This window comes from Photobacterium frigidiphilum (assembly GCF_003025615.1).
GTDB classification, from domain to species: Bacteria; Pseudomonadota; Gammaproteobacteria; order Enterobacterales; family Vibrionaceae; genus Photobacterium; species Photobacterium frigidiphilum.
Genome location: NZ_PYMJ01000003.1, coordinates 183,024 through 197,907 on the forward strand (window position 1 = coordinate 183,024; position 14,884 = coordinate 197,907).

A 14,884-nucleotide genomic window follows, 5' to 3' on the forward strand; every position below is an offset into this window, starting at 1 on the left:
TTTAAACGTAGTCATCAGGGAGATTGATGTGTTTGTTGTTGAATTTTTAATTGTACTGGTTTGTATCTTAATTGGTGCACGGATTGGTGGTATCGGGTTAGGTGTCATGGGTGGTGTGGGTTTAGCCATACTGAGTTTTGTGTTTGGTATGCAACCAACCAGCCCACCAATCGATGTAATGTTGATGATCATGGCGGTTGTGGCTGCTGCGGCTTCAATGCAAGCGGCGGGCGGTTTGGATTTTTTAATCAAAATAGCCTCTAATATTCTGCGTAAAAACCCTCGTCACATCACTTTTATTGCGCCGATTGTTACTTACTTCTTCACGATGATGGCGGGTACTGGTCACGTAGCTTATTCAGTATTGCCTGTTATCGCGGAAGTGAGTCGCCGTAGTGGTATTCGTCCTGAGCGCCCTATGGGTATGGCGGTTATCGCTTCACAATTTGCTATTGTTGCTAGCCCGATTGCGGCTGCTGTGGTAGCACTTGTGGCATTCTTGGAACCGCAAGGTATTACACTGGCTGACGTATTATTGGTGACGATTCCATCAACGATGCTGGGCTTGGCTGCAGCGTGTGTGATCGTGAATAAGCTAGGTAAAGAGCTGAAAGACGATCCGGAATATCAGCGTCGCTTGCAAGATCCTGCATTCCGTGAAGAAATGGAAAAAGAGGTAAAGGTTGAAGATTTAGTCATTCAACCGGAAGCAAAAAAAGCCGTGTCTTTGTTCTTGTTCGGCTCATTGATTGTGGTGGTGATGGGTGCCTTCCCATTCTTGCGTCCAAGCTTCGATGGTCACCCTATGGGAATGGCGCACACCATTGAAATTGTGATGTTGTCGGTTGCGGCATTGATCATTCTAATCTGTAAACCTGATGGCTATGCGATTACTCAGGGTTCGGTGTTCCATGCTGGTATGCGTGCGATTGTTGCGATTTTTGGTATCGCGTGGTTGGGTGACACCTTCATTGCTGGCCATGGTGATATGGTGAAAGAAGCCGTATCAGGCTTAGTGGAAGTGGCACCGTGGACATTCGCGTTTGCGTTGTTTGGCTTATCTGTAATGGTTAACAGTCAAGGCGCAACAACAGCTGTATTAGTACCAGTGGCAATTACCTTGGGTCTACCACCGACAGTAATCATTGCAACTTTCGTGGCTGTGAACGGTTATTTCTTCATTCCAAACTATGGTCCTATTATCGCGTCGATTGATTTCGACCGTACTGGCACTACCAAAATCGGTAAGTATATTTTTAACCATAGCTTTATGATGCCGGGCTTATTAAGCATGGTGTTCAGCATCATCTTCGGACTGATTTTTGCTGGCATTGTATTGTAATCTATTAGCGGCTTATCAGAGTAAGTTGCTTAGGTTACTTGTTAATAATATGTAGAAAAGCCAGTGCAGTAATGCACTGGCTTTTTTGTGTCTGATTGTTCGATAGTGTCTTTTGGGACCTATTTACGTAATAGTATCTTTTGGTTGTCATATATTTAAATAGCTCATATTAGACTGATTATAAAGGTATAGCGCGACTTAAACCGCACTACTCAATATGAAGCCGACGCTTTGCACGAGTGGGGGAAGTACAGTTTGCCGCCTTTAAGTACCCGCGTAGTGTCGAAATTCGTCAGCAGCTACCGATGGGTGCCACAGGAAAAATCTTGAAGAAAGATCTGAAGGCTGAGATGACGTCGGTTACTGCGTAACATCGAGTTGTCCTTATTTTGATGTTTGTTGTCTTTATGTTTGTAATAGGCAAGAGCTTAACTCGGTAAAGTACCCCTCATCGAAACACTGATGAGAAATCGAACATGAACAGAAAACCGAGTACGTGGCTAGTAGTGGCGTTAATGATGTTTCCGCAAATAGTGGAAACCATTTACAGCCCTGTGTTGCCACACATTGCAGAGGCATTTAATGTCTCTTTTCAGACGGCTGCACAAACCTTATCGGTCTACTTTATTGCGTTTGCCTTTGGTGTGGTCTTCTGGGGACGCATGTCAGATGTAATCGGCCGACGACGAGCGATGTTAGCGGGTTTATTGACCTATGGGGTTGGCGCCGGATTGGCGGTTGTAGCGACCTCGTTTGACATTGTGTTGATCGCTCGCATTGTGTCTGCGTTTGGTGCCGCTGTTGGATCGGTGGTCACACAGACCATGCTGCGTGATAGCTATCAAGGTTCTGAGTTGGGCAAAGTGTTCTCACTAATGGGCATGGGTATTGCCATTAGTCCTGTGCTCGGCTTAATGAGTGGTAGTGTGCTGGCAAGCACTTGGGGTTATGTCGGCGTATTTGTTGCGGTAATGGTGTTGGCATTTGTGTTATGGACAGTTTCCATGGTTCGATTACCCGAAACTCGTCCAGAGGTTGTGCAGACAATTTCGATGGGGATAATTGCTCGTAAGATGATTCGTGACGGTGCGTTATGGCGCAGTGCGAGTTTGGTGGCGTTATTCAACCTGATGTTGTTTGGTTATTATGGATTAGCGCCGTTCTTGTTTTCGCATCTTGGTTTGTCGTCTGAAGCTTTTGGTTACAGTGGTATTGCATTGGCGTTGGGATCGTTGCTGGGCAGTATGCTGAATAAACGGTTATTGGTAAGAGGGTGGTCATCACATGCTTTAGTGACGCTGGCGAGTGGCACGGCGTTAATCGGTAGTGTTGGTGTTTTTGTAACGCAATCTCAGCTGTGGTTAGGCTACCCGTTATTCCTATTGCCGATGATGCTGGTGGTGATGGGTTTTGGCGTCGCGATTCCGAATATTTTGGCGCATGCATTAGCCGATTACAAAACGGTTGCTGGTACGGCGGGGGCATTATTTGGTTTAGGTTATTACTTGATGCTGGGTGGTTTGTTAGCAGTGGCTGGTATGGTACAAAACTTAGGGGCTGTACTTGGGATAGGGGCATCGTTGAGCGTGATTTTATCGTTGCATCGTGCAAGTTCACTGAATGTGAGCACAGTGAAATCATGAAGTGCTAAGTACTGAAAAGGTATCACCTTACAGAAGGTAAGCTGAAGGAAAAAGAAAAGGGAAGTCAGCGATGACTTCCCTTTGAGGTTTCAAACAGTATTACATGCCAACCGTCATGTGCAGGCCATAGAACATGCCACGGCTCACTAATTCTGACGAGAATACCAAGATGAAGCTAAGTAGCATCACTGGTACTCCTGGGCGGCTTACCATCAAGCGAGGTACAAACCAGACGCCAAGGGCTGCTAGTAAAAGTCCCACACGCAAGATTTGTAACTGCATCATGTCAGGGATCAAATCAGACGCTGATACGATGGCAGTATTAATGTCACCCAGTGAAATCATTTGGCTAACAGTCACAACCACACTGACGGCGACCGCAATTGCACCAAACAACGGTAATGCATTATCTAATGCTGCCATCTTATGATCAGAAGCAGTCAGTAGCATGTGACCGAAAATCAGACCAGAAATAATGGTTGTTAAGATAAATGCCATTGGCGTGTAGACGGTGTCCCATGTTGGCACTGTGTCGATAAGGTACACTTTGATCATCGAGTACATGAAGCTCACACCAATGATCATAGCAATCACCAATAAAGCTTTACGTAACGACTCTGCGCCTTTGTCGAGTACTTCCAGTAGCCAATAGAAACCACCCGCGGCAAAGAACAAGCTGCCCGTGAATATCTCATTAGACAGCCATGAACTGCCCACTTGGTTCAAAGCATTCATCGCGCGTAATGGGCTGCCAAGGTGCACGGTAGATGCCATGAAACCTAGGCCCATTAAGACCCAAATGAAAAACATGTTTTTATGTAAGCGGTCACTTTCACCGATACACAGTTTGCCTGCCAAGATAATGCAGCCAAGCAGTAAGAATGCACCCACTGCGGTTTGTGCTAATACCGTGAATAGAATCAACGGCCATTCATGCCAAGCCATGTTATACCTCCTTCGGATTTGCCAAGTGACCGGTTTGATCATCCGTCGGACGCGCATTTCGGTTCAGCTTAATGACAATGTTTGGTTTTGTTGTTAGTGATGACGGTAAAGGAGCAACATCTGCATTTGTACCGTATTTTTCACGAAGTTCTGCAATCGGACCAAACTCCAGTGCACGTAGTGGACAAGATCCAACACAGATTGGCTCTAGCCCTTGACCAACACGTTCGTAACAGCCGTCACACTTGGTCATGTGACCTTTTTCTTCGTTGTACTGAGGTGCGCCGTATGGGCAGGCCATTTCACAGTACTTACAACCGATGCAAACATCTTCATCGACAATCACGAAGCCGTCTTCACGTTTGTGCATAGCGCCACTTGGACATACTTTGGTACAAGCAGGTTCGTCACAATGGTTACAAGCGATTGAAAGGTAGTACGAGTACACATCCTGACGGAAGGTATCACCATCTTTAATCCAGTTGCCGCCTGCGTATTCATAGATGCGGCGGTAGTTCACGCCGATATCTAAGTTTTTGTTATCCTTGCAAGATAGCTGACATGTTTTGCAGCCAGTGCATTTGCTTGAATCGATATAAAAGCCGTATTGTTTCATTATTTAACCCTTATGCCTTCTTCACAAGTTGCACGTCTACTAAGTTTGTATGCTGTGGGTTGCCTTTTGCTAATGGGCTAGGGCGCTGAGTGGTCAGTACGTTAATACAGCCACTGTGATCGATACGTTGTCCATCTGGGGCGTACCAAGCACCTTCACCTAACGCGACAACACCTGGCATCATTCGAGGTGTGACTTTTGCGTTGATGTGCACTTCACCACGGTCGTTGAAGATACGAATCAGATCACCATTTTTTATCCCACGCGTTTGGGCATCTAAAGGGTTTAACCACATCTCTTGTTTGGCTGCATCTTTTAAGATATCAACGTTACCGTACGTTGAGTGAGTACGTGCTTTATAATGAAAACCTGTTAATTGAAGTGGGTAGTTACCTTGCTTAGAGGCTTCCCATCCTTCGAAATTAGGCGTGTAAACCGGTAATGGATGAATTGTTTCGTCTGCATCCAATTCCCATGTTTGACCTATGCTAGCCAAGCGTTCTGAATAAATTTCAATTTTACCAGAGGGTGTTCTTAGCGGATTTGCTTCAGGGTTTTCACGGAAATCTTTGTAAGCGACAAAATGCTCTTTCACAAAGCGCTTATAGATACCTTGCTCACGCATCGCTTCGAATGTTGGTAGCAATGGATCTTGTGCGCGAGTTAGTTGGTATAAGTGACGTAACCAACCTTCTTGATCGCGACCTTCAGTAAAGGCTTCTTCAACCCCTAATTTCTGTGCCAGACCAGTACAAATATCGTAAATACTCTTTGCTTCAAATTGCGGTTTAATCGCTTGTGATGCAAAGATGAAATACGGCATGTTGCCTGCTGATGCATCCATACAGAAATCGGATTGCTCAGAGGTGGTTAAATCAGGTAGTACGATATCGGCATATTTAGCAGATGACGTCATGTGGTTATCTATTACCACAATCATTTCACAGGCTTTTTCATCTTGAAGAATGTCATGAGTACGGTTGATATCAGCATGCTGATTAATCAAACAGTTACCAGCATAATTCCAGATGAACTTAATAGGCACATCAAGTTTTTCTTTGCCGCGAATACCATCGGCCGTTGCTGTCATTTCAGGACCGCGGAAAATAGCATCAGTCCACAAGAACATTGGGATAGATGCTTCAATTGGGTTCTGTAATGTAGGGAAGCGAACAAAAGGAATACTAGAGCTGCTTTCGCGTGCTCCTGTACCACCACCGTTAAGGCCAACATTACCGGTTAATAAGGCCAGCATTGCAATCGCACGAGATGCAATTTCGCCATTAGCGGTACGTTGTAGTCCCCAGCCTTGAATAATGGCACAAGGCTTAGTTGAGCCTATTTCGCGAGCTGCTTTGATAATAATGTCTGCAGGAATTCCCGTAATTGATGAAGCCCACTCAGGGGTTTTCTCTACTTCATCATTGCCTAACCCTAAAATATAAGACTTATAGTCACTGTTTGCAGGGGCTGAAGCTGGTAATGTTTTTTCATCATAGCCGACACAGTATTTATCAAGGAAAGCTTGATCAACCAAGTCTTCTTTGATCATCACATGTGCCATTGCTGCAATAAAGGCTGTATCAGTGCCTGGGCGAATTGGGATCCACTGATCTTCACGTCCACCGGCTGTGTCAGTATAACGAGGATCGATTACGATCATGCGTGCATTAGATTTTTCTTTGCCTTCCATGAAGTGGTGAATAACACCACCACCAGACATACGCGTTTCTGCTGGGTTATTACCAAACTGTACAATTAGCTTGGTATTTTCTAAATCAGAAGGGGAATTATTTGCCGCAAAGCCACCGTAAGTGTAGTTCAGACCTACTGCAATTTGTGCGGTTGAGTAATCACCATAATGGTTTAAGTAGCCACCGTTTAGGTTCATCAAGCGAGCAATCAAACTACCACCCGGAGGCCATGATTTAGTAACTGTACCGCCTAGAGTGCCAGTACCGTAATTCAAGTAAATCGCTTCATTACCGTAGTCTTTACGAATCGTCGTAATAGAAGCTGCGATCTCGTTGAAAGCTTCATCCCAACTAATACGTTTGAATTTACCTTCACCACGTTTACCAACGCGCTTCATTGGATATTTTAAGCGATCAGGGTTATACACTCGGCGTCGCATTGAACGACCACGTAAGCAGGCACGTACTTGGTGATGACCATACTCGTCATTACCTGTGTTATCGGTTTCAACCCACTTTATTTCGCCATCTGAAACATGCATGCGTAATGGGCAGCGGCTGCCACAGTTTACGGTACAAGAGCTCCATACAACTTTGTCTTCCGCTGGTGCGGTTGACGTTGCAGCAAAAGCGGAATTTGATTTGAATGGTAGGGTAACACTGCTGGCTACGGCGGCTAAACTACCTAATACGGAACCTGTTTTCACAAAGTTACGACGAGATAATTTAGGTGCTAGTAGTTCTTTCAGTTTTAATTTCATAGCACGACATTCTCTGTGTTATTGCTGACACAATTGTTTTTTATATGATTAATAAATCACGGTTATAATTTAAGTTCTACTCTTTAAGTGGTAGCGCTTTATTAGCCATACTTTCTTTTTTGTTGCCTCTTTACTATGTCTTGCATCAAGAAAAACGAGGGAGAGAAACGGGCTGTATTTATATTTGTCTGATCTCTGATTAAGATCACGGTTGTTAAGAGAAATTGATGTTTTACAAGCATTTATGTACTACTAATCATTCTTATTCAGCTATTAATAATATTGAAGATTGCGTTAAAACAATTTTCTTCTAATCTTCTTGGGGTAGACTCAAAACGTACCTAGTCTAAATAATGAGGAATCATGGAAAACATCGCAATTGTTGCAAAGTTATTAGGCAGCTTCTTTTATTTTCCATTGGCGTATGAAAATAATATTCAATATTTAGATGCTATTAAAAATAGTGATGACGTAAATGAAACAGCTTTTTTTGCATTTATTTCTGCAGTAGAAAGTACAAATGAAGAAGCGCTACGAGCTGATTTTCAATTATTGTTTGAAGGTTGTGAAATAATGCCTGCACCACCATGGGGATCGGTTTATTTAGATCGTGAACAAGTGATCTTTGGTGATTCTACGTTACGTTTACGACAGTTTTTAGCTAGTCATAATATGTTGTTAGATACAGGAATGCGTGAGCCGGAAGATCAATTCGGGTTAACCTTGCTAGCCTTAGCCAATATTATTGATCAATGTGACGATGTAACGATCGTAACTGCTTTGTTAGCCGATCACCTTTTACCGTGGGCATATCATTACCTTGCATTGGTACAGAAACACGGTCAGACCGATGTGTATAAAGTACTGGCTGAGATAACTGAAGAGTGGTTAACCGCGGTTCAGTCAGAACTGAAGATAACACCTCAAACGTATAAATTATATTTCTGATGGCCGAGCGTAACGAAAAATATTATCGGGCGTGTCTAGAGCATTACTCTGTAAGCCGACGAGGCTTATTAAGAGGATTATTCTCTGGTGCGAATAAAGCGGTTCAGGTGCCAGATGAAATATCGGTAAAACGTTCTGTTCCTCGTCCACCTGGTGCTGTAGATGAAGGTGTGTTTTTACAGTTATGCCAATCATGCAATGACTGTGAAACGGCATGTGTGCAGCAAGTGATTGAAATGGTTGAAGGGCGGCCTCAGCTTAATCTAGATTACAATCACTGCACGCAATGCGGTGAATGCCAAAAAGCTTGCTCGACTGGCGCATTATCATCAATAAACAAAGATATTGGTTTACGTCCATCATTCTCAAAAGGGTGTAATAATCGCTTGTCTGGCGAATGCCTAATCTGTGCTGATGCTTGCCCACAGTTGGCAATCTCTGTTTCTTCTCGGCAGTTACCCGTTATAAATGAAGCTCTGTGTTCTGGGTGCGGTCAGTGTCGTTCAGTATGTTTTATTGGTGCTGTTCAACTTGAATGGCCAACAGCTCGCCATTAAGCGAGCTGTATATTTCATCTATATCTTTTTATGCACAAAGATTGGCTTCCTTAGCACTATTTATTCCTCTAAATCAATATTGTAGAAATGACGAACTACACTTTATTGATGAACTTAGCGGTAATACTTTTGTTTTTTAGGAGGCAAGATGAGCGCTCTACACGGATTAACCATTGAAATTGATCGTGATCGTAATGACTTCTTTATGGAAATAAAGGCAATCGGCACGCTAACACATGCTGATTATGAAAAAATCACCCCAATCATTGATGAAGCGTTGGAAGGGGTAACGGTACCGATTGTGAATGTCTATATCGATGGAACTGAGTTCGATGGTTGGCAGTTACAAGCCGCGTGGGATGATTTAAAAATAGGGTTAAAACACGGCAAGAAATTCGATAAAGTGGCTTTATATGGTAACCAGCATTGGCAAGAAGTGATGTCAAAAATTGGCAGTTGGTTTGTATCGGGTGAAGTTAGATATTTTGACGATCCACTCGAAGCATTAGCATGGTTAAGAGATTAGGTTCACTGGAAAGAATGGATGAACAGTGATTAGGGTTATTAAAATTTGCCAAAAATGTGAAATTATTATTGTTTTCATACATTTTAATTAAATTTAATCACTGTATGAATGATTGTTTTACGATAAAATGAAACGACGTTCGATATGTAACTGCTTGAATCGATATAATACAGGCTTAAAGAATGAAAATAACCACGATCGCATCCGTCATCACTACCGCTTTGATTCCCGTCATGTTTTCTTCAACGTGTATGGCATATACATCGAATGATGTTGAATCGGTAAATAGTGGCGACGTTGCAAGTACAACGGAAGTACAGAGTGATACAACAGCGAAAGCAGCAACAATGCCTCGTTTTGATGATTCACCACGTTATTTTGTCGGCATTAACGCCGGTAAAAGTAAGTTAAATGGAACCGATATTGCGACATTAGGCAGCGATTCTCAAGAAGCTTCAAGCCCTGATGCAAGTGGCTTTGGTGGTTTGTCTATAGGTCGATACAGCGCTAATGGTGGCAGCCGTATATATTACAGCTATGAGCAGCATTCGGCTGACACACAATTTAGCTCAGCTTTAGCTTACTCGACGAAAACGAGCTTGCATTTACTGAATGCTGATCGTATTTTTCGTGCAGATAAAAGCGTAAATCCTTTTATCGGATTGCATTTTGGTTATGGTAAAACGAAATCTGACTCCGAACTTTCTAGTGGCTATAAAGACTCTGGGCTTGTCTTTGGTTTACAAGCAGGTGTTGCTTGGCGTGCCAGTGAACAATTTACCATTGAGCTAGGGCTTCGTCATACGGTTTTGCCTGATAACTCTAAAGAATGGTCTGCGACAAGCGGTGGTAACACCTATAAGTTTCAGTCAACGCAAAGTACATTGTCTTCAGCGTATTTGGGGGCTAATTACCGCTTCTAATACTTATACCCAAGCTACCTCAAGATTCTCGCTGAAACGAGCATCTTGAGGTAACTTGGGTATATCCACTTTATTTAGGTAACACGCATTTAGCACTTAATAAGTGCGTGTTCATAACACCACGGTTTACTCAGCCTTTCAGCCGCGTATAATGCCCTCCTCATAAACGACAATCATTATCAATAAGGACTTCATTTTGAAGCTATTTGTCAGAGATCTTACGGTTATTGACGCCTCATACTTGTGTGACGAGCGTGGAATGGTCGGTGAAAGTTGGATTCTTGATGTGGTGATGTCGGGCGAACTGAATGAAATGAGTATGCTGCTTGATTTCAGTCGTGTGAAAAAGCAAATTAAGTTCTTGGTTGATGAGCATGTCGATCATCGTTTGATTGTGCCAAGCAACAATACTGCGATTCGGACAGCGACCACTAAATCAGGTTATGCGACTGTAGATTTACTGCGTGGTGATAAAAGTATTCACCTGCATAGCCCTGAAGAAGCATACTGCTTTATTGATGCAGAAAAAGTAACAATTGAATCTGTGACGGCTTACCTGCATAACATACTTAAAGGTAACTTGCCTGATAACGTTGAAGGGTTAGAGCTTACTTTACGTCATGAAAAGATTGATGGCCCTTTTTATCATTACAGCCATGGTTTAAAAAAGCATGACGGCAACTGCCAACGTATTGCTCATGGTCATCGCTCTCCCATTGAACTGTTTGTTGATGGCGCTCGCCATACTGAACTAGAGCAACAATGGGCAAATCGCTGGGAAGATATTTATTTAGGCACGAAAGAAGACATGATTTCTGTGGCTGAATTAAACCTTAGCGAACACGCTACATCTATTACCGACGATGGTTATTTTGGGTTTCGTTATACTGCGCCGCAAGGTGAATTCGAGCTCGCAATAGCGAAATCAGAAACGGAAATTATTGATACTGACACCACTGTCGAGTTATTGGCATCGTATATTGCTAATGAAGTGAAGCAATCACTGAGTGATGAATCACTTGAGGTTGTTGCTTACGAAGGTGTCGGTAAAGGCGCTATGGCTTCTGCTTAATTAGCCTCTGTCGAATAAAAGCCCATTATCATCTGCTTTCACAGCGATGATAATGGGCTTTTTTATTGCAAGTACACAGCGTTTTTCTGTGTTTTTTTTGAAAGAAATTATTCAATAACTGAATTTTACAGTGAAGGAATTTCCTGCTTTAATTCTGCTGTGAACATATAGCGATATATTTCCCAGTCACATCTCTTTTCTTAACAACAAAACATTTAAGGTCATTGAGGATCATCACCAGAGCGCTATACCCATTATTCTCTGTCTTGCTTGGCCCATACGCACCAATATGCTTAGACCGGAAACGACTAAATTCAGTATTGTCGGAAAGCAAAAGCACTGCTGGATGAAAACAGATCATATTGAAAGGTTCTGGTAGTGGGATTATCCGCAATGAGTAATAAATTTTCACCTATTAAGATGGTATAAGTTGAATTTAGATTAATTGAAACCAATAGAATAACTTCAGCTACAAGCTAATATTACAACAGAATTAAAACATCGTGAAATTGAGTAAACAAATAACAACCCATTAGCTGATTATACTGAAAAGGCTTTTATTGGTTAATTGTGGCAGTCTTCGATAAGAAATTTAACGTGTTAAGTTCATTTTTATCATTCTACCATGCAGCACTAAAAGTGCTTTTTATCACTTTGCTGAGAATCGAGGGCATAGCAAGTGGTTATCTATGATGTATGCTCGTTGAAACTGGAATTATTTGGATTATAGGCTAGTCTCCGATTAAAACCCCCAGAGTCTATAAATCATTAATGATGTATTAAGACAAATGTAATCATCATTTATAACTATTACTTCCCGTCTGTTGATTTTTATTTACACTCCCACCAAACTTGTTACATCTAATTTCAAACATTACTATGTTCATTATTACTAATTGATCAATGTGTGACTAAAGTCTTACTTTATGAAGGGTTATTTCAGATAATCACATTTCTATTTCTTTTCATTATTTGAACTGGATCGACTATTTCTAGCTCCGTAAGTATCTGTTAGATAACCAAGATCAATGTCTGAAAGTAAATTTATGCTTCTGATGATGTTATGGAAAATATTTCTATAAATCAGACCTATTGTGGAAAATTTGGGATTTTTTTCTCTCATATAAAGCGTATTCTCATTTTGAATTCAAACATAAGTACTAGGGAATAATTACTTCATTAATTAACATTTACTCTTTTTGATTTTTTATTTCAGTATTTACTTCACACCGATTTATCGGATATTCCCTCGTGCCAATTTTTTATATTGGGCGTAATAGTAGGTGAAACATGACAAAACAAAAATTAGGACTCGCGAGTATCGTATTACTTGGATTTAACTCCATCATTGGATCCGGAATATTTTTACTACCTAGTTCGTTATATCAATTAGCTGGTGACTGGTCTGTTGCTCTTATTCTTATCACTGCAGTTATTGTTGCCACAATTGCTTTTTGCTTTGCTGAAGCATCAGGTTATTTTAGCCAGAATGGTGCCGCTTATGTATATACAAAGGAAGCCTTTGGTCCTTTTGCTGGTTTTGAAGTCGGTTTCCTGAAATGGATAATGCAATGTATTGCGTGGGGGGTAATGGCTGTCGCACTTACTAATATTCTTGCTAATACATTTAGTTTTGAAGATGACCAAATGCTTCGTAGCGGAATTATTATTAGCATTGTAGGTTCGCTAACAATATTAAACCTTGCTGGGGTGGGTGCTGCTAAATTTGTAAATAACATTTCCACATTGGCAAAAATGATACCGTTAGTTATATTAATTGCTGGAGGTGTGTGGTTTATTAACCCAGAATTCATCATGCCTACTATCTCTTCTGCACCTGCAGAAACGGCGGAACACTCACTTTCCTTTGAGACACTAGGTTCAGCTTTGATCCTTTGTTTCTACGCTTTTACCGGATTTGAAACATTCGGTACTGCCGCTGAAGATATGGAAAACCCGAAACGTAACCTTCCTCTTGCCATTATTATCGTGATTATCGCCGTGACGGTATTCTATGTCGCGGTTATGGCTGTGTCTGTCGGCATTCTGGGCCCTGATATCGCCAACTCTACTGTACCGTTGGCCGATGCTGCAAAAGTTGTATTCGGTGATGCTGGTTTCTATATGATTACTGTCGGCTCAATCATTTCTATTGCCGGAATTAATGTTGCCGCTTCTTTCCATATTCCACGTGCGTTATTGCCATTGGCTGACGACAAGATGATCCCTGCTGTCTTTGGTCACAAGAATGAGAAAGGAATCCCTACCGTGGCTATTTTAGTATCCGGTCTAGTGACTATTCCGATTGCTCTTTCTGGCTCATTTACTACTCTAGCAATGCTGAGCGTGGTAACCCGTTTTGCGCAATACATCCCTACCTGTATTGCTGTACTTAAGTTCCGCAAGCGCTTTGAAGGTGACGAAAGCACCAAGAATAACTTCAGAGTACCGTTCGGTCCGGTTGTGCCTGTTGCAGGTGTTTGTATCTGTATCTGGCTACTTGCTGACCAAAGCTTAACTAAAATTCTTGTCGGATTGGGTGCTATGGTACTGATTTCTCCGCTTTACTTTATTGCTCGCAAACGTGCAGCAGAGCAACAAATTGAACCAGCAACCACTAAAGCGTAACCCACTCGTAAACTCAGCCAGAATCTAAGGTTCTGGCTATTATCCGGACATAATAGATGATGAACACAATTGAACTTGTTAACGAATGGCATCAGGAAATTACTACATGGCGTCATACGCTGCACAGCATGCCAGAGGTAGGATTTGAACTTCACTACACATCTCAATATGTCGCGAACAAACTTGAATCCTGGGGTGTGAAAATCGATCGCAGCTTCGGCCAAACTGGCGTTGTCGGTATTATAGACGGCACACTGGGCGAAGGAAGAACCATTGCCTACCGCGCCGATATGGATGCTCTGCCGATGCAGGATCAAACAGGTCAACTATATGCTTCTCAACATCCGGGTAAAGCTCATGCCTGCGGCCATGACGGCCACATGGCAATGTTACTAGCGACGGCTCGGTATTTTTCCGAAAACCGGGATTTTAGAGGCCGCATCATCTTTTTATTCCAACCAGCAGAAGAAATAGGCGCCGGAGCCAAAGCCATGATGGAAGATGGCCTGTTCGAGAAATACCCTTTTGACGAAGTGTATGGGTTTCACAATATGCCAAGGTTGCCAGAGAACACCATTTCACTGCGTTATGGCCCTATTACTGGCGCTGGTGAAAAGTTCAGCCTGATTGTTAAAGGCTGTAGCGGTCACTCCAGTGTGCCGCACAAATGTATCAACCCAATTACCATCTCTGCCAAGATCATCACTGCATGGCAATCCATTGTTTCGGAGTGCGTACCGTGTTCTGAAATGGGGGTACTTGCTGTAACGAAAATTATGAGTGGTGAAGTATTTAACGCGATACCTGAATCAGCTGAAGCTGGCGGTACCATTCGCTTCTACGAACGTGAAGTAGGCGAGACTATGCGCCGCAAGATGCAATTGCTCGCCAGCTCCATAGCTGAAGCTTATGACGCAAAAGCTGAAGTTATCTTCGAAGTTCTATGCCCAGCGACAGTAAATACCGCCGAACAAGTTGATTGCGTGATTGATGTTGCCAAGGAAACGGTCGGGGTAGATAACCTCAACGCCAATGTCGATCCCAGTCCGGGCGGCGAAGACATGGCATTTTTCAAGAAAGACGACAGTATTGGTGCCTGCTTTTTTATGATTGGCTCAAAAGGCACCAACCTCCATACCTGCGATTTTGATTTTGATGACAGTATTATCCCTCTAGGGGTCACCATGCTGTGCCGAATTGCAAAACAACGATTAGTGTAAAATAAGGTT

13 protein-coding genes are annotated in these 14,884 nt (G+C 42.5%); 10 read left to right on the forward strand and 3 right to left on the reverse strand.

Features of this window, described 5'->3' with window-relative positions; translation table 11 throughout:
* Positions 1-28 precede the first annotated feature (28 nt).
* From C9J12_RS04495 to C9J12_RS04500, 3 genes are all read left to right on the forward strand, one after another.
* On the forward strand, positions 29-1,342 hold the full coding sequence (locus tag C9J12_RS04495) for an anaerobic C4-dicarboxylate transporter family protein (RefSeq protein ID WP_107241615.1): 1,314 nt from the start codon (positions 29-31) through the stop codon (positions 1,340-1,342).
* Between the two features lie 239 nt (positions 1,343-1,581).
* Entirely contained in the window at positions 1,582-1,713 is a 132-nt protein-coding gene (locus C9J12_RS31390; RefSeq protein ID WP_265416138.1) for a hypothetical protein, read from the forward strand.
* 105 nt (positions 1,714-1,818) lie between these two features.
* On the forward strand, positions 1,819-2,985 hold the full coding sequence (locus C9J12_RS04500; RefSeq protein ID WP_107241616.1) for a multidrug effflux MFS transporter: 1,167 nt from the start codon (positions 1,819-1,821) through the stop codon (positions 2,983-2,985).
* Positions 2,986-3,084: 99 nt separating this feature from the next.
* Here the strand turns inward: C9J12_RS04500 and C9J12_RS04505 are convergent, their stop codons facing one another.
* Genes C9J12_RS04505 through C9J12_RS04515 form a run of 3 tightly spaced genes read right to left on the reverse strand, consistent with a single transcriptional unit; the run spans position 3,085 to position 7,001 of the window.
* A complete protein-coding gene (locus C9J12_RS04505) occupies positions 3,085-3,930 on the reverse strand; it encodes a dimethyl sulfoxide reductase anchor subunit family protein (protein ID WP_107241617.1) in 846 nt (281 codons plus the stop codon).
* Between the two features lies 1 nt (position 3,931).
* Entirely contained in the window at positions 3,932-4,546 is a 615-nt protein-coding gene (locus C9J12_RS04510; protein WP_107241618.1) for a DMSO/selenate family reductase complex B subunit, read from the reverse strand.
* A gap of 10 nt (positions 4,547-4,556) precedes the next feature.
* Positions 4,557-7,001 carry a DmsA/YnfE/YnfF family dimethyl sulfoxide reductase gene (locus tag C9J12_RS04515; protein ID WP_107241619.1) on the reverse strand — a complete coding sequence of 815 codons (2,445 nt, stop codon included), beginning with the start codon at positions 6,999-7,001 and terminating at the stop codon, positions 4,557-4,559.
* 363 nt (positions 7,002-7,364) lie between these two features.
* On the opposite strand from C9J12_RS04515, the gene C9J12_RS04520 reads away from it, so the two are divergent.
* From C9J12_RS04520 to C9J12_RS04550, 7 genes are all read left to right on the forward strand, one after another.
* On the forward strand, positions 7,365-7,949 hold the full coding sequence (locus C9J12_RS04520) for a molecular chaperone TorD family protein (protein ID WP_107241620.1): 585 nt from the start codon (positions 7,365-7,367) through the stop codon (positions 7,947-7,949).
* On the forward strand, positions 7,949-8,506 hold the full coding sequence (locus C9J12_RS04525) for a ferredoxin-type protein NapF (RefSeq protein ID WP_107241621.1): 558 nt from the start codon (positions 7,949-7,951) through the stop codon (positions 8,504-8,506). The genes C9J12_RS04520 and C9J12_RS04525 overlap by 1 nt, the downstream gene beginning before the upstream one ends.
* A 148-nt stretch (positions 8,507-8,654) precedes the next feature.
* Complete coding sequence (locus C9J12_RS04530; protein ID WP_107241622.1) at positions 8,655-9,032, forward strand: SpoIIAA family protein; 378 nt, start codon at positions 8,655-8,657, stop codon at positions 9,030-9,032.
* A gap of 182 nt (positions 9,033-9,214) precedes the next feature.
* The gene (locus C9J12_RS04535; protein ID WP_107241623.1) at positions 9,215-9,955 is read left to right on the forward strand and encodes a porin family protein; all 741 of its coding nucleotides are present in this window, start codon (positions 9,215-9,217) and stop codon (positions 9,953-9,955) included.
* A gap of 196 nt (positions 9,956-10,151) precedes the next feature.
* The gene (locus C9J12_RS04540; RefSeq protein WP_107241624.1) at positions 10,152-11,027 is read left to right on the forward strand and encodes a 6-carboxytetrahydropterin synthase; all 876 of its coding nucleotides are present in this window, start codon (positions 10,152-10,154) and stop codon (positions 11,025-11,027) included.
* Positions 11,028-12,317: 1,290 nt separating this feature from the next.
* On the forward strand, positions 12,318-13,655 hold the full coding sequence (locus tag C9J12_RS04545) for an APC family permease (protein ID WP_107241625.1): 1,338 nt from the start codon (positions 12,318-12,320) through the stop codon (positions 13,653-13,655).
* Between the two features lie 56 nt (positions 13,656-13,711).
* Complete coding sequence (locus tag C9J12_RS04550; protein WP_107241626.1) at positions 13,712-14,875, forward strand: M20 metallopeptidase family protein; 1,164 nt, start codon at positions 13,712-13,714, stop codon at positions 14,873-14,875.
* Positions 14,876-14,884: the final 9 nt, after the last annotated feature.